Origin of the sequence: Streptomyces coelicoflavus, assembly GCF_003112555.1 — a bacterium.
In the GTDB taxonomy this organism is placed as follows: domain Bacteria; phylum Actinomycetota; class Actinomycetes; order Streptomycetales; family Streptomycetaceae; genus Streptomyces; species Streptomyces coelicoflavus.
The window spans coordinates 506,430-527,470 of record NZ_BEWB01000008.1 but is presented as its reverse complement, the minus strand read 5'-3'; the positions used below and the strand labels follow the sequence as shown (position 1 = coordinate 527,470).

Genomic DNA, 21,041 nt, shown 5'->3' with positions numbered 1-21,041 from the left:
AAACCCGCGACGCCCGCTGGCACCTGTGGGCCGGCACCTCCTCAGCCCGGCCCTTCTGGTACGCCACGGCCAGCACCGACACCCCCGCCGCCCTCCTGCGGGCCGTGACCGAAGCCGTGGCCGACCCCGCACCCCTTCCCCGCTGGCGGGACAACACCGACAGCTACGTCAAGGGCCACGCCCGGCTCTCCCCGATCCTCTCGCCGAGTCCGCCGTCGCCCACTCCGCTTGACGTCCGGCGGGCCGCCGCGTCCCGCCGCCCGGCCGCGCTGCCCGCGGCCAGCGTGCCGCGCTGGAGCACCACGAGCCGACCCGCCTTGCCCGGCCCACGCCGCTGACCCCAGCCCAACTCTGACCGGAGACCCTCGTGTCCCTGCAGGCCCCCGAGTTCTTCACCGAGCTGTGCCTCCCCTTCCACGACCACGCCGTCGTGGCAACACCTACTACGCCGCTCCCGTCCCGGGCACGCCGCTACGGCTGCGGATCGACTTCACCCGCACTATCTACGCGGACACCTATGGCGGGCTGCGGGTCGCAGTCGTCCACCCGGACCGCGGCGAGATCGACGCGGTGGCGCTCAGCTTCCTGGACCACGGAACCTTCCACCGCCGCGACGAAGCCGCCAACACCCGGCCGAACACCCAGCAGTACGGCACCTTCGACAAATACCACCGCCCCGGCCGCCCGCCATGGGAGGGGGCCGTCACCACCGGGCTGCGCGACGCCATCGAGCAGTACACCGCCGTCTGGTTACCCGGCGCCTGGGCCGCCTCCGGACCTAAGCGAGCGGCCGGCCGCACGTCGCGCAGAACTCCGCCCCCGCCGACCGCCCCCGTCGGGGCCCGCACCCGCTGATCCTCATCCCGAAACCCGCACCCGCGCCAGCCACCCAGCAGGAGCCTCTCCTCGTGTTGCCCGATCCGCCCTCCGACCCCTTCAAGGACCTCGACCCCGCCCAGACCATGAGGGTCCTCCCGCGTTACCTCGCAGGTCCCGGCCGAGCAGACCTGAAGACGATCTGGGCCTTCCCCTTCGACGAGGGCTGGCACCTTCACCAGGGACTCGAAGGGATGGTGTTCGCCATCAGCCCCTGCGCCCGGTTGTGGACCCGCTTCGCTCCCGAACCCGAGGAGCGAGGCCAAGGAACGTGGACCATCGGCATGGACCGTGTCCCCTTCGGCCCACGGGCCTGGGAGATCACCTTCGACGCCACCACCCCCGCCGAACTCCTGCGCGACGTCCACGCCGAACTGCTCGACCTGTACCTCGAAGACCGCCACAGCGACCAGAACCACCTGTTCGAGGACGCGACGGCCCCGCACGAAGGTGTACACACCGCTCCTCACGCGCGGCTGGAGCCACAGCGTCAAAACGGACGGCACACAGACCTTCCTCCCACCGGACGGCCTCGGCGGCGTGCGCCACCAATACGCCACCACCCGCTCCGAAGGCCCTACCTGGCGCGCCTGGGGCGGCTACCCGAGCGAACCGCACTGGCAGGCCCAGTTCTCCGCCGCCGCTCCCACCACCCTCGCCGCGGCCTTCACCGCCTCGCTGATCTCCACCGAACCGCTGCACCGGGCCGTGAAACAGATCCCCATCCACACCCGCCGGCACCTCTACGTCGCACCCAGGGCCCCGCAGCCACCCAACCGTCCGACCCCCGCGATGCCACCCACCGGCCATACGACCGGCCGCACCCGCTGACCCCGACCGATCAAGGAGCCTTCTTCCTCGTGCACGCACGTCTCGTCCGATCCGCCGCCGCCCTCGCCGTCGCCGCGGCCGGAACCCTCACCTGGGCGCCGGCCGCGAGCGCCGAGCCCTCCGAACCGACCCCCTCGGCCTCCGCCGAGACTCCGGCCCCAGACGCGGGCAGCGTCGAGATCACCACCAAGGACACGGCCGGAGACGCCCTGCCCGGCGCCGTGTTCCTGCTGCTCGACTCCGCCGGCCAGGAAGCTGGACGCGGGACGACCGACGCACAGGGGAAGCTGACCTTGTCCGACCTCGCGCCCGGCGTCTACCGGCTCAAGGAGACGGCCTCCGGCAGCCCGCTCCACGAGGTCGTCGCCGACCAGGACGTCATCGTCACCCCGGGCGCGACCACACGGCTGACGATCACCGACCCGTTCAAGGCCGCCAAGGTCTTCCTGCAGGCCAAGGACGACAAGACCGGCAAGCTCCTGCCCGGCGCGACCGTGAACATCGGCACCGGCACCTCGACGCTGCTCACCCTGACCACGGGAGTCAAGGGCACGGCCTCCGGAGAGCTGCCCATGTCGAGCCGCAAGGCCCAGTTCTGGGTCAAGGAGATCAAAGCCCCTGCCGGCTACGACCTGTACAAGACGACCAAGACGTTCACCGCGGCTCCCGGCGGCCCGGTGACCGTGACCGTCACCAACGCCAAGACCACCACCCTGAAGCCCGAACCCTCGGGCAAGCCCACGCACACGCCCACCGACACTCCCGCTGGCCCAGGCAAACCGAACGGCGGTACGGGAAGGGTCACGCCGTCCGCGTCGGACAGCGACACACCGGAACCCGACTCCTCCACCATTGCTGCCACCCCGGACGGCGACTCCACACCGAAGACGCCGACGGGCTCCCTCGCCCACACCGGCGCTGACGCCACGCCGTGGCTGATCAGCGGAGCGGCCATCCTGATCGCGGCCGGTGGAGGCGCCCTCGCCGTGACACGCCGCAGTCGCACCGGCAGCCACACAGAAGACCCCACTGGGAGCTGACTGCACCCATCCTTCTTCGCCACACGGAGCCCCCGCAGCCCCAGATGGACACGCTGTTGGCGACCGCCAACAGGATCCTCCCGGGTGCGGGGGCCTCAGAGGTCGTTTTCGCCCGATGTTTCATCCCGGAATCGGCCATTTAGTCTGTGCTGTCGGGTCGCGCCAGGAGATGGTGCTTTCGCCGGTGAGGCGGCGGGCCATGAGGTCGGTCATGGCAATGTGGATCACGGCTTCGGAGCGGGTGGGCAGGGTTTCGTAGTCGCGGGCCAGGCGGCGGTGCAGCATGAGCCAGCCGTAGGTGCGCTCGACCGCCCACCGCTTCGGGACCGGAGTGAAACCCCTGGTCCCAGACTTTCGAGCGGTGATCTCCATGTCGATGCCGAGGGTGGCGGCATGTTCGACGAGGTGCTGGCGGTAGCCGCCGTCGACCCAGACCTTGCGGATGCCGGGATGGTCGGCGGCGACCTGGTCCAGGAGCCGGGCGCCGGCGGCGGAGTCCTGCACGCTTGCCGCGGTGACCAGCACGGCAAGTAAAAGTCCGAGGGTGTCGGTGACGATGTTCCGCTTCCGGCCCACGATCTTCTTCCCAGCGTCGATGCCCTGGCCGGCGGCGGGCACGCTGGTGGAGGTCTTGACGCTCTGGGCGTCGATCAAGCAGGCCGACGGCTCGGCGTCCCGTCCTTCCTTCTCCCGTAGGGGCTGCCGGAGCAGGCCGTTGAGCTGGGCGAACACACCCTCGTCCGCCCACTTGGCGAAGTAGCCGTAGACGGTGTTCCAGTGCGGGAAGTCGTGCGGGAGGTAGCGCCACTGGACCCCGGTGCGGTCTACGTACAAGATCGTGTCCATGATGTCGCGCAGGTCGTGTTCCGGCGGCCGGCCGAAGTCCAGGGCCCTGCCGCGGCGCTCGAAGCGCCAGGCCGAGAGCACTGGCTCGATCAACTCCCAGCGGGCATCGGACAGATCACTCGGATACGGGCGTCGCGTCGGCATGCTTCCGGCGTACCGCCGCGGACCGAGTGCGCCCAGGCGCACAGCGACACCAACGGAAGCACGCGTCCGCGAATGCCGGGCGTCCTGGGATGAGACAGGCACAAGTCACTTCCCGCCTCGCCTGTCACCCCACCTGACCAGCAAGACTCACTCCGCATCTCCAGCAGCACGAGCACCGCAACCCGGGGGCCTGAAAACCGGTGGATATACGGGTAATCCAGGTTAAACGACCTCTCAGTGCGTGTTTTGACTCAATACACGGCGCCTTGATTCATTACGCGTCCTTGTGTCCTGTGAAAAGCCGTCGCCACGGTCAGTGCCGGAGACATGGGCTCCGTGATCCGTGAAGGGCTGGGCCGCGCCCAGGACCCCGCGGTCCTCACGGCCTTGCTCGACCGGGCCGCGGCGGCGCGTACCGCCGAGGCTCGCGGCGAGGCTCCGGAGACAGTGGCCTGGATCCCCGACGACGCCGAAGACATGCTGGCGACTGGCACCCGGCAGTTCCGGGAGACCTACGAGTTCTACCGGACCCCGCGCGGATACCACCCTCGAGCGGTCCAGGGGTGGGTCCTGCGCAGCGCCGACCAACTGGCCCAGTACGACTCCTACGCGATGATCCGGCTCATCGCCCCCCGCCCCTTGCTGATGATCGTGGGTTCCGAGGCGGAGACCGCGTACTTCAGCCGGGAAGCGATAGAACGGGCGGCCGAACCCAAGGAACTGTTCGTCATCGACGGCGCCACGCACATCGACCTGTACGACAGGGACGAACACGTCACAGCTGCCGTCGCCAAGCTCACCGACTTCTTCGGCAAGCACCTGGCCGGATGACCAGCCGCCGTCGCGGCGCCCGTGCCCGCACTGGCCGGCAGGCCGAACGCTGAGGAGGAGGCGGCTTCGGTCATCGACGGCCGCGTGAGGCGCATGGTTGCTTCAGCAGTTCTTACGGGGCTACCTCGGCAACGGACGGCTCGCATGTTCGCACCGCGATCGCGTAGTTGCCGTCCGTGCCGTAGCCGGCGAAGGTCGCCCAGGCGCCGGGTGCGATGACGCGGCACGGAGCGTCCTGGCCGTTCGTGTACTCGACGGTGACGGCCACGGTCTCGGCACAGTTGTTGACGACGTCCGTGTAACGCCAGCTCTGGTAGTACTCCACGCACGCCGGAGCGGGCGATTGGGCGGGTGCCGCGACGGACGGGGTGGCCGCCACGGTCATCAGCAGGCCGGCCGCGCTCACGGCGGCGAGGGCGAGGGTGCGCTTCACGCGCTTCATGCGGGACATGCGACGAATCCTTGAGCCGGTGACCGCTCTTGCGCAAGTTGCTGCAAAAACTTTCGGCCATGGGTGATGGACTGTCCCGCTTCAACTGGTTGCTACCTCACGTCGAGACCCGTCGGAGATTGCGTCACGGTCCGGAGTGGGCGCGAGGTGGATGGTCGAGAGCAAGTTCTTGCTGCATCTTTTGGGAATCTCTTGCAGTGTGCGTGTGGTCGCTGGTTAAGTCGGGGCGTCCGTGCGAGACCTACGACGGGAGTGTCCCCCATGGCTCCGTTGCCTCAGCCGTCCGCCGATCCCACGGCCCAACCGATGGGCGGAACCGGGAAGTTGCTCCTGAGCCGGCTCGCTCGCGCCCAAGCCCTGGGGCGGGTCCCGTCCGTCGCGGGCTGTGCCCTGGTCGAAGGACGGACGGCCTGGACCGGCGTCCGCGGACGGGTGGGTGGCGGGTCGCCGACCTTGGACACGCAGTACCGGATCGGGTCGCTCACGAAGTCCTTCACAGCCGTTCTGGTGATGCGGTTGCGGGACCGGGGTGAGCTCAGGACGAACGACCCGCTGGACCGGTATCTGCCGGGCACCGGAATCGGAGACCGCACCCTTGAGCAACTCCTGAGTCACACCGCGGGGTTGACGACCATGACGCCCGGCTGTGACTGGCCGTACAGCGGACAGGGGCCGGCCGATCCGCTGCGGCGCGGGGCCGGGGTTCTCTGCGCGGCGGGGGAGCGCTTCCACTACTCGAATGTCGGGTACGCCCTTCTGGGCGCGGTGATCGAGAGGATTCGGCAGGAGCCCTGGGCAGACGTGCTGGCCAGGGAGGTTCTCGCCCCACTGGGCATGAGAGGGACGGGCACGGATCCTGGTGCCGAGGCCGCTCCGGGATGGAGCGTGCACCCGTGGGCGCCGACGCTCGTGGCCGAAGAGGTCCAGGACGCCCGCGCCATGGCCGCCGCCGGGGCGCTGTGGTCCACGCCGGCGGACCTCGCCAGGTGGGCGGAGTTCCTCCTGGGCGACTGCGCCGAGGTGCTCCACCCGGACACGCTGGCCGAAATGGCCGAACCGACCCGGCTGTCCGCCCACGAGGACGAGCCCGGCGCCGGATTCGGACTGGGGCTGCAGGCGGTGCGGCACCAGGGACGCACTCTGATCGGACACCCCGGCGGCATACCGGGATTCCTGGCCACGATCTGGGTGGACCGAGAACGCCGGACGGGGGCAGTGATCGTCGGCAACGCCAGCACCGGGCTGAGCCCGAGCCGGGCCCTGGAACTGCTCGACATCGTGGGTGAGCAGACGCTGCCCCTGCCCGACGAGTGGGCGCCGCAAAACCTGCCGCCCCACCTTCTGGACCTCACGGGCTACTGGTACCAGGGCCCGCGTCCGCACGCCATCCAGATGGAGGCGGACGGCAGCGTGCTGCTGCAGCCGGTGAGCACCCGCACCAAGCCTTCCCGCTTCCGCGCTCCGGCCAGCCGGTTCGGTACCACTCCTCAGGGCGGTCTGACCGGACTGGACGGCGCGTACGTGGGAGAGGAACTGCGGGTGCTCCGGGATCAGGACGGGCGGCCGGCGGCCCTCGAGCTCACCGGTGCCCGCTTCACCCGCGTTCCCGGTCCGGTTCCGTCGACACCGGCCCTGTCCCCGGAGGTGTCCGGCTGATCGCGTGGCGCCCCGTGAAAGCGGTGACGAGCTTCCGCGCCCCGGCGGCGACACCGTCGACCGGGGGCAGACCGAGCAGGCCGGGCAGCGACGTGCTTGTCAGACACGCGTTCTCGGGCCGGGAGGCGTACCGCGTCGCGGCCTTCGGGACCGGGACCACCAACCTCCGCGGCGCGCCCAGCAGGTCGGCGATCGTCAGCGCCCACTCGGCCCGGGTGACCCGGTCCGGACCGCCGAGGTGGAGGACCTCGGGCAGCGGGGCAGGGGCGAAGAGCACGGAGGCGGTGACCCGGGCCACGTCGGAGACGGTCACCGGGGTCGTCCAATGGTCGTCGGGCGCGTGCACCGCTTCACCTAGCAACAGTTGATGAGCGCAGGACGCGAAGAAGTTCAGCCACTTCCCCGCGTCCGCCGGCTCGTGGCCGTAGACGAGGCTCACGCGCAGCACCACGGCGTCGGCCGCCGTGGCCAGCAGGATCTGCTCGGCACGGAGCTTGGCGCGGCCGTATGCGTTCGCGGGCCGTACCGGCGTGGACTCGGTGTTGTGCGGCAAGGAGCCGTCGAAGACGTTGTCCGTGGAGATGAGCACGACACGGGCCCCCGGGGCCAGGGATGCCACGTTGCCCGCTACCGCTGCGTGAGCCTGCTCGGCCTCACCCGGATGCTCCTCGCACCAGGTCACGTCGGACGGGCCGTGCACCAGGACCACGCCGTCGGGACGCAGTCGGGTCAGAAGCCTGTCGCACGCCTCGGGGACAGTGGCGTCCAGCGCCGCCCAGCGTGCCCCGTACGTCGTGGGCGACGTTGAGGGCCGCCCGCGCGACGCCAGGGTGACGGTGTGCCCGTGGGCTGCGAGATGCCGGGCGATGCCGGTACCGACGAAGCCGCTGCCTATCACCAGGACGGTGCTCATCCGACCACCTGCCCGGCCCCGGCGGGCAGGCGCGCGCCGAGCAGGCGGCCGACGCCCAGCAGGCCGTGATCGTCATCGGCGGCACCGAGCGCCACCATCGCGTCGATGGCGTCCGCGTCCAGACCGAAACAGCCGAGCCGGGTCAACTCGGCCACCAGCAGCCTGCGGTAGGGCTCACCGACGGCCAGCGCGAAGCCGCCCATCAAGAGGTAGCGGCAGATGCCGATCGAAGTGAAGACGGACCCGATCGCCTGGGCGAGGGGAGTGACGGTGGTGCGCAGGACGGCAGTCGCGAAGGCGTCGCCCGCCCGAACCGCCGAGGCGATGGCACGGTTGTCGATCGCCTCGGGACGGCCGTGGGCGAGAGCCGACAGCCGGGAGGCGGCGAACGCCCCCCGGTCGGTCACCGCCGCCCGTCGCGCGGCGGCGAGCACACCGCGGCCGGAGGCGATCGCCCCCAGGTGGCCGCGGCCCCCGCAGTCGCACGGCAGGGCGTCAGGGGAGGCGTCGTAGGTCCAGTGCCCCAACTCCCCGCCGTGGCCGCCCGGGTCCAGCAGGACCTCGCCGTTGCGGAAGACCTTGTTCCCGATGCCGGAGCTGACCGTGATGAGGCAGAAGGGCCGGCTCTCGGTGGCGGCGTAGCGCCAGGTGGCAGCCGTCAGATCATTGACGACGACGACCGGGGCGCCGACGCGCGCCGTGAGCAGGGCACCGAGGGGCAGTGGCTCGCTCCGTCCGCCCCAGACCGTGGGGGCGGCCAGGACGAGGCCGTCGGCGGTGACCGGCCCGGCGAAGGCCACGCCGACGGTGCGCGGTGCGCAACGGCCGCCGTCCCGCGCGGTTCGGGCACCGATCTCTCGGGCCAACTGTTCGACGACGCGTTCCTGCAGCACGGGCACGGGAGCGTTCGGGTCGCGGGCCATGCCATCGACGGGCGTGCGGCGTGTACCGGACAGGGCGCCGGTCATCGGATCGTAGTCCGCGATGCGCAGGGTGGTGCCGCCCACGTCCACCACGACGAAAGGAGCCTCGGTGTCGATGAGGTTCACGCCGTCGCCTCCCCGGACGCGGCGGCGGAGGTGTGCGGCCCCGCAGCCTCGGGCTCCTCGAACACGAGCAGTCGCAGATCCCCCGGGCCGTCGTTGACGAGGCCGTGCTCGCCGAACGGGCGATTGGCGATCACATCGCCCGCGCCGACCCGGAAGTCCTCGCCGTCCCGGAACATCAACCCGCTGCCGTCGAGTACGACATACGTCTCCCGGTCGGCGCCGTGCCGGTGCCGGCCGATCGAGGTGCCGGGCGGCAGTACGGCCAGATCGACGAACTCGGCCCCGCGCCGCCCGCTCCGACGGGCGTAGACCCGGTGCGCCAGGATGGTGCCGAGGCCACCGTGGTCGTGTTCCTTGGGCGCAAACAGTTCGCGCAGATTGCGCACCGCCCCGCCGTCCACGGCCTCAGACATGGTGCCCCTCCGTATCCCGCGCCAGCGCTGACAGAGCCGTGCGCAGCAACGACTCGGGGACGTCCCCCAGCTCTTCGACAAACGTCGCCTTGCCCGGTGCCGTCGGCACGACCAGGTGCAGCTTGCGCCCGCGCCGCTCCCAGGATGCCCGCAACGCATGGATCATCAGTTCGGGTGTGCAGGTGAGGGTGTCGAAGACCGGAAGCCCGATGCGCCGCAGCAGGCGTACGATCCGCTCGCACGTGTCCGCGTCCGCCAGCCCGAGCAGCCGTGCGATGTGTGCCGAGAGGGCCATGTCGACGGCGACCGCCTCCCCGTGCTCGAGGCGGTGGTTGCCGGCCGTCTCGATCACCGGACTGAAGGTGTGCCCGAAGTCGACGAGGCGCGCCAGCTCGTGCTCGCGGAGATTCGGGCAGAGCTCCTCCATCATCAGGCGCATCGACGTCCGCAGCACATACTCCTCCAGCCGGCCGTCGGCGGACGGCCGGCCGAGGAAGACGTCCGGGTGATCCTCAAGGGTCCGCAGCAGCTCCTCGTCCAGGATCACCGCCATCTTCACGATCTCCGCGAGTCCGCAGCGGATCTCACGCGGGGGCAGCGTGGTGAGGAACGCGGGATCATTGATGGAGGCGTGAGCCGGGTGGTAGGCACCCAGCATGTTCTTCGTGCGCAGGGCGTTGACACCGGTCTTCACACCGACACCGACGTCCACCTGCCCCACCAGCGTCGTGTTGACCTTGACGTAGCGGACACCGCGCGCGTACATGGACGCGGCGAAGCCGACGACGTCTGCGACTATTCCGCCGCCCACCGCCAGCATCACCCCATGACGGTCGAGTCCGGCGGCCTTGGCGGTGGCGCAGACGTCCTCCGCGGCGGCGAGCGTCTTGTGCTGCTCGCCGGTCCGCAGCGTGTGGACACTCCAGTCCCCCGGATCGACATGGGCGTTGAGATAGGCGCGCAGCCGGTCACCGTGCAGTCCCTCGATCGTGGGGCTGACGAATGCGACGACCCTGCGGCCCATGAGTGCGCGCGCGAGGAGCGGATTCTCCTGGTCGAACACCCCTGTGGTGAGGTCCACGCGGTAGGCGGTGCCCTCGGGCGCCAGCAGGTCGAAGCCGGTGGCGTCCTCGCGCACGCCCGGCTCGACCGGGGCAAGAACCTGGCCTGACATCTCTCTCCTTGCTCAGTGGACTCGTGAACGGTGGGAAGGCGTGAACAACTCGGTGACTCTCCGGAGCAGCGGGTGGTCCGGCAGATCCTCCAGCGGGACCGGGCACCCGGTGGCGTCGGCCACGGGAAGCCTCCAGTTGGGGTGCACCGCGGCCGATGTCCCCGGCAGGTTCTGCGGCATCAGGTCCCCTGTTGCGTCCGGCAGCCACACACCGAGGAGCCGCGCCGGAGTACGCAGCAGAAAGGCGTGCAGTGCGACGAGGGCGGCATCCCGGTCCTCGGAATCGGCGCCGTCCGGCAGCAGGCCGAGCCGGGTCAGCTCCGCGAGCCAGCCATCGCGTTCGGCGGCGGCCTCGGCCTTCTCCTCCGTCTCGGGGCGGGTCAGCAGGCCGAGCCCGGCGCGCAGTTCCACATGCTCGCCGCTCAGCCACGCGGAGGTGGTCGGCAGGTCGTGGGTGGTGAGTGTGGCCAGGCACTCCTGACGCCACTGGTCGGGCGGAAGCGGTCCATGCCGGCCCTCCGACCCGCCGACGTACTCGAAGCGCTGCACGGAGGTGCCCAGCACGCCGAGGTCCGCCAGGTGCTCCCGGACGCCGGCCTCCACCGTGCCGAGGTCCTCCCCGATGACGGCGGCGCCGGCCCGGTTGGCCTCCAGCATCAGTGTGGCGAGCAGTGCGTCGGAGTCGTAGCGGACATAGGTGCCGGCGTCCGGCGCGCAGCCGTCGGGGATCCACCACAGCCGGAACAGGCCCATGACGTGGTCGACACGGAGCGCGCCGGCGTGCCGGAGCCCGGCGCGCAGCAGACCCGCCAGCGGGCGGTAGGCCGCGGCCGCCAGCGCGTCGGGCCGCCAGGGGGGTTGTCCCCAGTTCTGGCCGTGCGGGTTGAAGTCGTCCGGTGGCGCGCCCACGCTCATGCCGGCGGCGAGAAAGCGTTGGTACGCCCAGGCGTCCGCGCCGTGGGGCGAGACGCCGACAGCGAGATCGTGCACGAGCCCGATCGGCATGCCCGCGGTGTGGGCCTGGTGCTGGGCGTCGGCGAGCTGCTCGTCGGTGAGCCAGGCGAGCCACTGGTGGAAGCCGATGTCGTCGGCGAGTTCGGTGCGGGCTCGGGCGACTGCTGCCGAGCGTGGATCGCGCAGGTCGGCAGGCCACGTGTGCCAGTCGCCGGCGTGTACCTCCGCGAGGGCGCACCAGGTGGCGAAGTCGGTGAGTTCATCACCTTCGCGCTGGACGAAAGAGGCGAAGGAAGCGGCGCGGCCGGGACTGAGCGGCGCCGCCCCGTGGATGCCGCGCAGGGCACGCAGCTTGAGGGCGCGTACAGTCTCCCGGTCGATCAGGGACTGTCCCCGCAGCACCCTGTCGTTGAGGGCGCGCGCCTGTGCCACGCAGGCGTCGACGTCGCGACGCTCGGCCGGGTCCAGATACGAGTACTCGGGTATCGCCTCCACCCGCAGGTGCAGGGGATCGGGGAAGCGGCGTGAGCTGGGCCGGTAGGGCGACGGGTCGGTCAGCGGTCCCGGCTCGGCGGCGTGCAGGGGACCCAACTGGAGGAATCCGGCACCCAGCGCGCGCCCCGACCATGCGGCGAGGTCCGCCAGGTCTCCCAGGTCGCCCATGCCCCAGGAGCGTCGCGACAGCACGGAGTACAGCTGGACGAGGAAGCCCCAGTGTCGGCCCTCGGGGACCGCGAGCCGTGCCGGGGCCACCAGCAGGGCGCAGTCGCCGGCACCGGTCGGGCCCTGGACGTGCAGGGTGTGCAGTCCGGCGGGCAGCGGATCGTCGAGTGCGGCCCTTCCCGCACCGTTCTCCAGTTCCACGTGGCCCTCGGTGTCACGCGGCAGGCCGAGCGCCTCCAGCCGTACGGTCTCGGGCTGCCGGAGTACGACGCACGGGGGCAAAAGGCGGGTACGGGAGCGAAATTCGTGCCGGGCCAGGGCGTCCCGCGCCGCCGCGGGGGTGGCGGCGTCCACCCCGCAGGCGGCGAGAACGGCGACCAGGGTGTCGGGCGCGACGTCGACGCGGACACCGCGGTCGGTGGTGTAGGAGGTCGCCACGCCGTGGGCGCGGGCAAGGCGGACAAGGGCGTCGGCCATGGTCAAGTGCCCTTTCTGGGCGGTCATGCGTGACGTTCGGAGGGGGTGCGGCGGTTCTGCGCCCCGGGGGTGAAGAGCCGCTCCAGGACCACCGCAACCCCGTCCTCTTCGTTGGGCGGTGCGATCTCGTCGGCGGCGGTGAGCAGGGCCGGGTGGGCGTTGGCCACGGCGACGCCGTGCGCCGCCCAGGTGAGCAGGGGGACGTCGTTGGGCATGTCGCCGAAGGCGATGGTGTCGCTCGCGGCGCAGCCCAGCAGCCGGGCGGCGCGTTCGACCCCGGCGGCCTTGGTCGTACCCGGCGGCAGCACCTCTACCATGCCCTTCACGGAGTGGACGACCGTCACCTCGTCGCCGAACAGACTCTGGGTGAGCGCGGCCAGCCGGTCCTCGTCGACCTCGGGATGGTGCAGGATCAGCTTGTCGACGGGACTGTCCCACAACAGATCCCGGTCGGTGGTCACGTCCCAGCCGTGGCGCACACGTTGCCCGAAGCCTTCGGTCACCTTGAACCGGCTGTCCGGCGGCGCCGTGACGACGCCCAGCTCGACGGGACCGAGCCTCTCCTCCACGCCCGCCACGACGCGGCGTGCGAGCGTACGGCCGAGGGAGGCCGAGGACAGCAGCCGTCGCGAGCCGGCGTCGTACAGCTGGGCGCCCTGTCCGCAGACGGCCAGACCGCGGTATCCGAGGGCGTCGAGGATGTGCGCGCAGGCCGAGGCCGGGCGTCCGGTGGCCACGAGGTGGTGCGCTCCCGCGTCGGTCACCGCCGCGAGGGCGGCACGGGTTCGTGGAGAGACGGTCAGGTCGTCACGCAACAGGGTCCCGTCTAGATCGGTTGCGACCAGCCGGAACGGTGGCCGGCGTAGCGGCAGGGTGTCCCAGCGGACGTGACCGGAGGCCAGCGTGAGCATGACGGACAGGTCGCGCCCCGCCGGAGCGGCGTCGAGTACGGCCCGGAAGGAACCGGGCCGACCGTCCTGCGGAGACAGGGCGTGGAACACGGCGCCGGTGCCGGGGGGCACCGGCTCGTCGGACGCGAGGGCCTCCGCGGCGGTCTCGCCCGCGGCCGGCCGGGAGCCGCCCGAGACGGCGTCCGGTCCGGTGCGAGCGCCCCTCCGACCTTCCAGCACGGCCTCCACCCGAGCCACGTGCTCGTGCCGGTACGTCACCTCCCACCGGCCGTTCGCCGTACGTCGAACGGTGCCCCGGTCGTGAACCCGGGCGGTCAGGTCGGAGCGACCGGCCACCACGGCGTTGTGCAGCGCGGTGGTGAACTCGGCCTCCCGCCACGCGGCCTCGAAGAGTCGTTCACACGCCTGCGGATCCACCGCCCCGCCCGCGCGCTCCCACGCGCCGAGGTCCCCGCGGGTGAGCGCCGCCTCCCGGATCTCCTCGGGGTGCTGGTCCCAGGCGCTCGCGGGCAGGTCGTCGAACCAGCCGTACGCGATCGCCTCGCGCACGGGGAACGGCCGGACCCGGCCATGGAGAAGCCCCTCGAAGGCGTCCAGCCGGGTGCGCGCGGCGCGTTCCCAGGTGAACCTCCGGGCCAGGGCGCGCGAGTTGGCGGACAGCCGGGCATAGGTGGGGTCGGAACCGTCGACGTGCGCGGCGAAGACACCGACCGCCGTGCGGATCCGCGCGGCCAGGCCGCGGGCGAGCGCCGGGTCGTCGTCGCGGAACGAGCCGGGCACCGAGAAGCCCGTCGCCTCGGGATGTCCGCTCGGCAGAGCGTGCCGGAAGTGCCGGGTGACGTGCTGGTCGGTGGCGATCGGCACGGCTCCGCAGGCCATCGCCTCGGCCTGCGCGATGAGGAAGCCGTCCAATTCGAACTTGGACGGGTAGACGCAGAAGTCGGCGCACGCCGCCTCCTCGAAGAGGGTGTCCTCGTCCGCGAGATCCCACGCGAGCCGGAGCCGGTCGGGGTGGCGGTCGGCCACGGACTGGAAGTACGCGTTCGCCGCGGCGCCGTCTCCGGTGGAGCAGCGGAGGAGGAACCCGGCCTCCACTCCGTCGTCCAGCAGTTCCTCGACAGCCCGCATCAGTTCCAACTGGCCCTTGTGGTGCACCGCGTAGCGTGCCGCGTGGTAGAAGACCGGAAGTGCCGGATCGATACCCAGACGGCGCAGCACCTGGTGCCGGTCGACCGAGGCCGTGTCGCGCGCCAGCCAGGAGTCCGTGACGGCGCAGCCACCGGTGATCACGCGGTCGGCGCGCTGCCGCAGCGTCCGGGCCACCGGCAGCGTCTCGAAGAGCGCCTGCACGGGCGTGTCCCGGAATGTGCTGTAGTACGCGCGCTGTCCCGGCGACACGAAGTCGACCAGATCGGCGTGGGCGGCTATCAACGGGAACAGGCCGACGTGGTCGGGGCCGTACTCGACGTGCATCCGGGTCCCGGCCAGGCCGCGCGAGAGTACCGCCCGCGTCGAGCGCTCCTCGGGCGGCGGGCCGTCCAGCGCGTCCAGGTCCACGTCGGCCACGCCGAACAGCTTCAGCATCCGCGTCACCTGGGGCCGGTACACCTTCTGCCCGATCGGGGCATTCGCGGCGACGGTGCTGACCGTGTGGAGGAATGGATCGGGGGCGAGAACCGGGGGCAAGAGGTAGTGATAGGCGGGTTCGAAGGCGTGCACCACGGCGGGTTCGTCCTCCGACCGCAGGTACTCCTGGACGAACCGCAGTCCCTCGGCCTGGAACACCAGCGGCTTGAAGTGGGAGAGGTCCCTGCCCTCGACGCCCGGTGGCGGATACAGCCGGTCGGGCAGCAGGTCGAGATACGCGTTGGACAGGAAGTACACGTCCACGCCGTCCAGACGCAGCCGGTGCACCGTGGTCGTCACGTCCACGTCCAGGTCGGCCGGCCACGGGGCCCAGACCTCGGGATCGAGCGCCAGAGGCACCGTGCGGGTGCGGGTGAGGTGCGGCAGGTCCTCGATGCCGTGGGCGGCCCGCAGCCGGTCCACGTGCCCGTGTCCCGGCGTGACCAGCGAGACGCGGTGGCCGTGCGCGGCGTAACGGCGGGAGAGCTGCCACACCAGTGGAGACAGTCCGCCGCGCATCAGGCGTGGGTCGAAGCCGCCGCATTCGAAGGAGAAGGTGATGATGTGCACGTCGTGCGTTCCCGTCGTCAGCCGTCGGCCCCGGCGCGCGCACAGCCCGCCCGCAGCCCGTCCCGGTCGATGAACTCGGTGTGCGTGCCCGCGCTCGTGCATGCGAACGCTCCGGACACCGATCCGGCGAGCACGCAGTCGGCCACCGGCCTTCCCTGCGCGAGTGCGTACAGGAACGCGCTCACGAACGCGTCCCCGGCGCCGTTGCTGTCCACGACGGGACGCTCCGGTCGTACGGCGGGGTAGTGCCGCACGCTCGTGTCGCCGCGTTCGAGGACGTGGCAGCCGGCTGCCCCGTCGGTGGCGACGACGAGGCGCGCGCGGCCCCGGTCCAGGATGGAACGCAGTACCTCGTCGAGACGTTCGTGGACCGCGGCGGCGCTCATGAAGACGTAGTCGGAGGCGACGGCGTAGGCCAGGTGGTGCGGGTTGGCACCGTCCCAGTCGTGCAGGTCCGTGGAGCAGGGGACGCCGAGGCGGTGGATGTCGGCATACATGTCCAGCGTGACGCCCGTGATGGACAGGTGCACGTGCCGGGCCCGCTCCAGGAAGGGCAGGTAGAAGGCGCGGGGCAGCCGCAGGTCGGCCGGATGGCGGCCGTCGTAGAAGGAGAAGCGCCGCCCCTGCGCGTCGACGAGATTGACCCCGCGCGGAGTGCCGTGCGGCGAGACGACGTGACTGAAGTCGAGCCCGGACGTGGCGTACGCGGCGAGGATCTGGTGGCCTTGTGCGTCGGCGCCGAGGAAGTCGATGAACTTGGTGGTGAGCCCCAGGGCGTGCGTGCCGCGGGCGACGCCGTTGCCGGTGTGAGCCACGTAGTCACGCACCGGTGGTACGAACACGGAGTCGCCGGGCGGCACCCTGAGTTCTGGCACCCGGACGATGGTGTCCACACCGGCCCCGCCCGCCACCAGGATGTCGTACATGCTCGAGGAAACGGTCACGTCAGTACTCCTTCTGTCCGCGCTATGGGCTGGATCGTCCCGTTCTCCAGAACGACCGACGCATCGATGTCGGCGCCCGCGGGCACAGCGGCACCCGGAAGGACGACACTGCGACGCACCCTGGCGCCCGCACCGATCCGGACCGCGGGGAAGATCACACTGCGTTCCACCTGCCCCTCGTTGACCAGATCCTGGGGCACCCAGGACAAACGAACGCCGGGGGAGTCGGAGATCCAGGCGCGCCGCACGTCGGGGCGCACGGTGCACGGCATCCGGTCCGCCGGGAGACCGGCGCGCGGATGGTCCGCGAGGGCCAGGTGCGCCCGGTGGTACCGCTCGACGGTGCCGATGTCCGCCCAGTGCCCGTGCACTTCGTAGCCGCGGATGTCCTCGCCGGCGGCGAGCATGGCCGGGATGACGTCGCGGCTGATGTCGTGCTGCCAGTCGGTGCCCTCAAGCTGTTCGAGGTGGCGGTGGAGCACCTCGGCGTCGAAGACGCAGAACGCCGCGAACACCAGGTCGGAGGTGGGCTGCTCGGGCTTCTCGACGAACTGTGTGAGGCGGTTGTCCGCGTCGAAGTCGACCATCCCGAACAGGTGCACCCAACGTCGCTCGATGCGCTGGTAGGCGATGGTCAGGGCGGCTGCCGACGCCCTGTGCGAGGCGATGAGAGGGCCGTAGTCGAAGCGGTAGACGTGATCGGCGTGCAGCACGAGCACCTGTTCCGTGCCCGGGCCGAAGATGTAGGGCGCCTTGCGGATCAGAGCATCGGCCGTGCCCCGCTCCGGTGCCCCGGAGCGGGGCGGGAGGCGGCGTGGAAGGAGGCCGGCAGGCGCGTCCCGGTAGGCGGAGTCGTACGGCCCGAAGTGCACCCGCAGGCCGGGCCGGGCGTTCCACACCTGGTGCAGGTCGTCCATGAGCTGCCGCTCCTCGAACTGCGACAGCAGCAACACCTCGCCCAGCCCGGACCGGTGCGCATTGGCGAGGCTGAAGTCGATGAGCCGGCAGGCCCCGCCGTAGGGGATCAGCGGCTTGAGGCGGCCGGTGCCGAGCGGCCCCATGCGCCGGCCCTCCCCACCGGCGAGGAGGACGGCGCGTACCCCGGTACGGTCAGCCACGACGCACCTCGTCCCAGACCACGCGACCGGAGTCCAGGGTGAGCAGCAGCAGCGCGCCCGGCCCGGGTGCCGGACCCGTGAACGTGCCCGGGGCCGTGCGCTCCAGAGCGCGTACGCCGGGCCGCGCCCGCGGGCCGCTGTCGGAGGCCGGCGACACGACCTCGACCCGGACCGCCTGCGGGAGCCGGTAGAGCAGGGAGCCGTCCGGCGTGAGGCGGGCGCGCGTGCGCAGCCGAGTCAGATCGTCGGCGCCTATCACGCCCGGCCGGCCGCGCTCCGCGGCGCGCTCGCACGCGGCGAAGTCGGCGCGTGCCCAGGCCGCGTCGAACAACTGCCGGACCGCGGCGTCGTCCAGTGGCGCACGGCGCTCGTAGGCGTCCACATCACCGCGGGCAAGGGCCGCCTCCGCAGTGCGTGCCGGGTCCTCCACCAGGTCGAACCAGCCGTGCCGCAGGGCGAGCTCGGGATCGAGCCGAGGGGGTTCGCCCTGCCACAGCCGGGCGAACTCCGTCAGGTGCAGATCGGCGCAGTGGGCCCAGGTGAACACTCGGGCGACGGCGGACGCCCGCCGGGCCAGCTCCCGGTACCGCTCGGGTTCCTCCCGCCACAGGGCGGCCGCCTGACGGATGCGGGTGGCGAGAGCGGCGACCAGCAACTCGTCGTCCTCGGCGAACGAACGGTTCACGGCGAAGCCGGTGGCAGAGTCCGGAGGGTCCGCGTGTCCGAAGTGCGCCATGCCCCGCTGGTCCGTGGCGATCGGCACCGAGCCGACGGCCATGGCCTCGCACTGTGCGATGAGGAACGTGTCCATCTCGAACTTGGAGGGGAACAGGCAGAAGTCCGAGGCGGCCGCGTACCCGAACACCTGCCGCTCCGGGACCCGTTCCCACTCCAGGTGCAGCCTCCCCTTGTGCCGGGCGGCGACCTCGTGGAAGAACGGGTCGTCGATGCCGCTGCCGGAGATGCAGCGGATGACGAAGCTGGCCGCGAGTCCCTCGCTCAGCACCCGGTCGACGGCGCGGACCAGCTCCAGCTGACCCTTGTGGTGGACGGCGTAGCGGGCGTTGTGGAAGAAGGCCGGCAGGTCCGGGTCCAGGCCCAGCCCTTCGAGCACCTCGGCGCGGTCGACGTCGGCGGGGTCCCAGGCCAGCCACTGGTCCGAGATGGCGCAGCCGCCGACGAACATCTTGTGCGCGTTGCGGCGCACCACGTCGGCGATCGGCAGGCGTCCGAAGAGATCCTCGAACGGGGTGTCACGGAAACCGGCGTAGAAGTCCAGCTGGCCCGGCGAGAGAAAGTCGATCAGATCGGAGTGGTCGGCGGTCAGCTCGTAGACGGCGAGGTTGTCCGGCCCGTACTCGTAGTGCAGATGGGTGAGTTGCTGGTACTGGACCATGGCCGCGGGCGCGGCGACGGGCGGTTCGGGAGCACGCGCCGGAAGCGGAGCACCCAGCAGTTCGAGCAACCGCCGCACCTCGGGTCCGTACACTTTCTTCGCGATGGGCATGTTGCTCTGCACGTTGCTCACGACCAGTTTCGAAGGGTCGTCGCGCAGCGCCGCGGGCAGCAGGTAGTGGTAGTAGGGCTCGTGCGCGTGTACGAGCGCTTTCTCGTCACCGAACCAGGTACGCAGGAACCGCACAGCGTCCACCTGGAAGACCAGGGGCTTGAAGAAGACCAGGTCGCTGCCCTTGCTCTGGTACGGCGGGTAGAAGGTGTCCGGCAGCCGGTTCAGCCAGTCGTTGGCGAGGAAGTACAGGTCGACGCCGTCCAGGCGGATGCGGTGCGCGGTGGTGGTGAGCGCCAGCGCGGCCTCGGCGGGGAAGTCCCGCCACACGTCCGGGTCGAGCGGGACGGGCAGCGTGTACGCGTCCTCGTACGGCAGGTCCTCGACCTCGTAACGGGTGCGCAGGTCGTCGAGGCGCCCGTGGGCCGGGGTCACGATGGAGACCCGGTGGCCGCTCTGGGCGAACTTCTTCGACAGGTTCCACAGGTAGACGGACGTGCCGCCCTGGATGAAGGTGTGGTCGAAGCCGCAGCATTCGAAATACGTCTCGATGATGTGCATACGCGGTTCCAAAGCTCGGTCACTTCCTCGCGAACGCGGCGGCCGGCGCGAGCGCGCGGGCGTGACGCAGGTCGATCGCCGCGTGGTAGGGGCGGGCATGGGCCTGGTTGTAGGTGAGCTCGTGCAGCAGCCTGCGGACGTACAGCAGGCGGCGCAGCGGGTGGTCGGAGGCGGAACCGAGCAGCAGTCGTGTCACGTGCCGCCGCCACGCGTCGGCCGCCGCGAACACCTGCCGCAGCATCGCCCGCCGGGCTTCGGGCCAGTGCGGAGCACCGTCCAGAGAGCCGAGCATCGTCTCCAGCGAGTCCACGCCGAGTCGTCGCGCGGCCTCGAACGCCGCCTCGTCGGCCGCGAAGTACTCCAGAGCGCGCTCGAGAGCGACCAGGTCCTGCAGAGGCGACTGCCGGGGCCAGTCCGGGTCGTCGGGGCCGAGCGCCGGCGTGGACAGGTCGAGCACCGTCATGCGCCAGCCGGTTCCGGCCCTCGTGTCGCCGTCGGCCGCGCACAGCAGATGGGAGAGGTGCAGGTCACCGTGGCAGGGTCCGGATGCGGGAATGTTCCCGTCGTCGAACTCCGCCGCGAGCGCGGCGAGTTCTGTGTGCAGGGCGTCGAAGGCGGCCTCGTGCGCGGGCTTCGGCAGTGCCAGTCCGGTGCCGTGCCGGGCGAGACGGTCGGCGCGGTCCACCGCGTCGTCCAGGGCCTCGCGCACGGGATACTCGGCGGCGCCGCCCAGCCGGTGTGCCAGGTCCCGGTGGAAGTCGCCCAGGAACTCGCAGGCCCGGCGCAACCGTTCTTCCAGCGGCCCCAGGTGGGAGCGGACGACCTCCTCGACGGACGTGGTGCCCGAGAGCCGCGGCCACATCGAGCGGAGGTTCCCGCGCAGCGGGACGTCGATGCCCTCGCCCTGGACGTACTGGTAGATCACGCCGAGCGGAGTGCGGGACGTGCCGTCCGGCGCCACGTACGTGTAGTCGCCCACCCACTGAGGGGTGCGGCCGGTGCCGTTCATGCGGCGCAGCAGCTCCGGCTCGTGGATGGTCTCGTCCAGACGGCGGTACGTCTTGTGGATGCAGGCCGTGCCCGACACGTCCACCAGCGACAGCGCGTTGGAGGACCAGCCCTGCTCGAACGGCAGGCGCCGCACCCCGATCGGACCGCGCCCGGGTCCCCGGAACTCGACGGACCCGCCTCGCGCTGTAGGCAGCTTTCCGCCGGTCAGCGTACGGGTCACCGCGGCGACGTCGAATGCCTCGCTGCCGTGCGCCGCTTGGAAGCCGCCGCCGTCGGTTCCGCGCACCGGTACGAAGAACCGGCGACCTGACGCGGGACCGCCGACGGCCGCCACGATCAGGAGCAACGCCGCCCCGCCGAGTACCGCGTGATCGATCCGCTCGAAACGCTCGGCGGCGCGCGCGTCCTCGGGCATCCAGGGGGCGGCGCGCAGCAGCCCGTCCAGGCCCGCATCCGCTTCGGCACCGTGCATGTG

Annotated in this window: 17 protein-coding genes and 2 pseudogenes; 7 read left to right on the top strand and 12 right to left on the bottom strand. The window is 71.2% G+C overall.

Annotated elements, in window-relative coordinates:
* From Sco07f_RS21765 to Sco07f_RS21750, 5 genes and pseudogenes are all read left to right on the top strand, one after another.
* Positions 1–338, top strand: a 338-nt coding sequence (locus Sco07f_RS21765) for an SPDY domain-containing protein (protein WP_143666055.1), incomplete at its 5' end; no start/stop codon positions are given.
* Between the two features lie 29 nt (positions 339–367).
* A pseudogene (locus Sco07f_RS21760) lies at positions 368–855 on the top strand (hypothetical protein).
* Positions 856–962: 107 nt separating this feature from the next.
* A pseudogene (locus Sco07f_RS41235) lies at positions 963–1,202 on the top strand (DUF317 domain-containing protein); the annotation flags it as partial.
* A 214-nt stretch (positions 1,203–1,416) separates the two neighbouring features.
* Entirely contained in the window at positions 1,417–1,707 is a 291-nt protein-coding gene (locus Sco07f_RS40690; RefSeq protein ID WP_244942102.1) for a DUF317 domain-containing protein, read from the top strand.
* Between the two features lie 29 nt (positions 1,708–1,736).
* Positions 1,737–2,747 carry a SpaA isopeptide-forming pilin-related protein gene (locus tag Sco07f_RS21750; protein ID WP_108988847.1) on the top strand — a complete coding sequence of 337 codons (1,011 nt, stop codon included), beginning with the start codon at positions 1,737–1,739 and terminating at the stop codon, positions 2,745–2,747.
* Between the two features lie 120 nt (positions 2,748–2,867).
* Here the strand turns inward: Sco07f_RS21750 and Sco07f_RS21745 are convergent, their stop codons facing one another.
* Positions 2,868–3,737: an IS5 family transposase gene (locus tag Sco07f_RS21745; protein WP_087792787.1), complete on the bottom strand. Its 870-nt coding sequence runs from the start codon at positions 3,735–3,737 to the stop codon at positions 2,868–2,870.
* A 327-nt stretch (positions 3,738–4,064) separates the two neighbouring features.
* Here Sco07f_RS21745 and Sco07f_RS21740 point away from each other — a divergent pair, with 327 nt between their 5' ends.
* On the top strand, positions 4,065–4,568 hold the full coding sequence (locus Sco07f_RS21740) for an alpha/beta hydrolase (protein ID WP_244942093.1): 504 nt from the start codon (positions 4,065–4,067) through the stop codon (positions 4,566–4,568).
* 112 nt (positions 4,569–4,680) lie between these two features.
* Here the strand turns inward: Sco07f_RS21740 and Sco07f_RS21735 are convergent, their stop codons facing one another.
* Positions 4,681–5,019, bottom strand: a complete 339-nt coding sequence (locus tag Sco07f_RS21735; RefSeq protein ID WP_007388238.1) for an alpha-amylase inhibitor — start codon at positions 5,017–5,019, stop codon at positions 4,681–4,683.
* 66 nt (positions 5,020–5,085) lie between these two features.
* Between Sco07f_RS21735 and Sco07f_RS21730 the strand changes: the two genes are divergently transcribed.
* A complete protein-coding gene (locus Sco07f_RS21730; RefSeq protein WP_108988846.1) occupies positions 5,086–6,675 on the top strand; it encodes a serine hydrolase domain-containing protein in 1,590 nt (529 codons plus the stop codon).
* Here the strand turns inward: Sco07f_RS21730 and Sco07f_RS21725 are convergent.
* From Sco07f_RS21725 to Sco07f_RS21680, 10 genes are read right to left on the bottom strand one after another with little or no spacing between them, the layout of a single operon-like run.
* Positions 6,614–7,588: an SDR family oxidoreductase gene (locus Sco07f_RS21725; protein WP_087788929.1), complete on the bottom strand. Its 975-nt coding sequence runs from the start codon at positions 7,586–7,588 to the stop codon at positions 6,614–6,616. The two genes, Sco07f_RS21730 and Sco07f_RS21725, sit on opposite strands and share 62 nt — an antisense overlap.
* Positions 7,585–8,637, bottom strand: coding sequence for an ROK family protein (locus Sco07f_RS21720; RefSeq protein WP_108988845.1), 1,053 nt, complete (start codon positions 8,635–8,637; stop codon positions 7,585–7,587). The genes Sco07f_RS21725 and Sco07f_RS21720 overlap by 4 nt, the downstream gene beginning before the upstream one ends.
* A complete protein-coding gene (locus tag Sco07f_RS21715) occupies positions 8,634–9,050 on the bottom strand; it encodes a cupin domain-containing protein (protein ID WP_087788927.1) in 417 nt (138 codons plus the stop codon). Before Sco07f_RS21715 ends, Sco07f_RS21720 begins: the two co-directional genes overlap by 4 nt.
* Positions 9,043–10,224, bottom strand: coding sequence for a sedoheptulose 7-phosphate cyclase (locus tag Sco07f_RS21710; RefSeq protein WP_087788926.1), 1,182 nt, complete (start codon positions 10,222–10,224; stop codon positions 9,043–9,045). Before Sco07f_RS21710 ends, Sco07f_RS21715 begins: the two co-directional genes overlap by 8 nt.
* A 12-nt stretch (positions 10,225–10,236) precedes the next feature.
* On the bottom strand, positions 10,237–12,345 hold the full coding sequence (gene malQ, locus Sco07f_RS21705; RefSeq protein ID WP_108988844.1) for a 4-alpha-glucanotransferase: 2,109 nt from the start codon (positions 12,343–12,345) through the stop codon (positions 10,237–10,239).
* On the bottom strand, positions 12,342–15,425 hold the full coding sequence (locus tag Sco07f_RS41230; protein ID WP_159106967.1) for an HAD-IIB family hydrolase: 3,084 nt from the start codon (positions 15,423–15,425) through the stop codon (positions 12,342–12,344). The genes malQ and Sco07f_RS41230 overlap by 4 nt, the downstream gene beginning before the upstream one ends.
* A gap of 17 nt (positions 15,426–15,442) precedes the next feature.
* Positions 15,443–16,351, bottom strand: a complete 909-nt coding sequence (locus Sco07f_RS21695) for a carbohydrate kinase family protein (protein ID WP_108988871.1) — start codon at positions 16,349–16,351, stop codon at positions 15,443–15,445.
* A 14-nt stretch (positions 16,352–16,365) separates the two neighbouring features.
* Positions 16,366–17,487 (bottom strand): sugar phosphate nucleotidyltransferase, encoded by a 1,122-nt coding sequence (locus Sco07f_RS21690; protein WP_108988842.1) that lies wholly within the window; start codon positions 17,485–17,487, stop codon positions 16,366–16,368.
* Positions 17,480–19,555, bottom strand: coding sequence for a glycosyltransferase (locus Sco07f_RS21685; RefSeq protein WP_108988841.1), 2,076 nt, complete (start codon positions 19,553–19,555; stop codon positions 17,480–17,482). The genes Sco07f_RS21690 and Sco07f_RS21685 overlap by 8 nt, the downstream gene beginning before the upstream one ends.
* A gap of 19 nt (positions 19,556–19,574) precedes the next feature.
* Positions 19,575–21,038 carry a hypothetical protein gene (locus tag Sco07f_RS21680; RefSeq protein WP_108988840.1) on the bottom strand — a complete coding sequence of 488 codons (1,464 nt, stop codon included), beginning with the start codon at positions 21,036–21,038 and terminating at the stop codon, positions 19,575–19,577.
* Between the last annotated feature and the right edge of the window lie 3 nt (positions 21,039–21,041).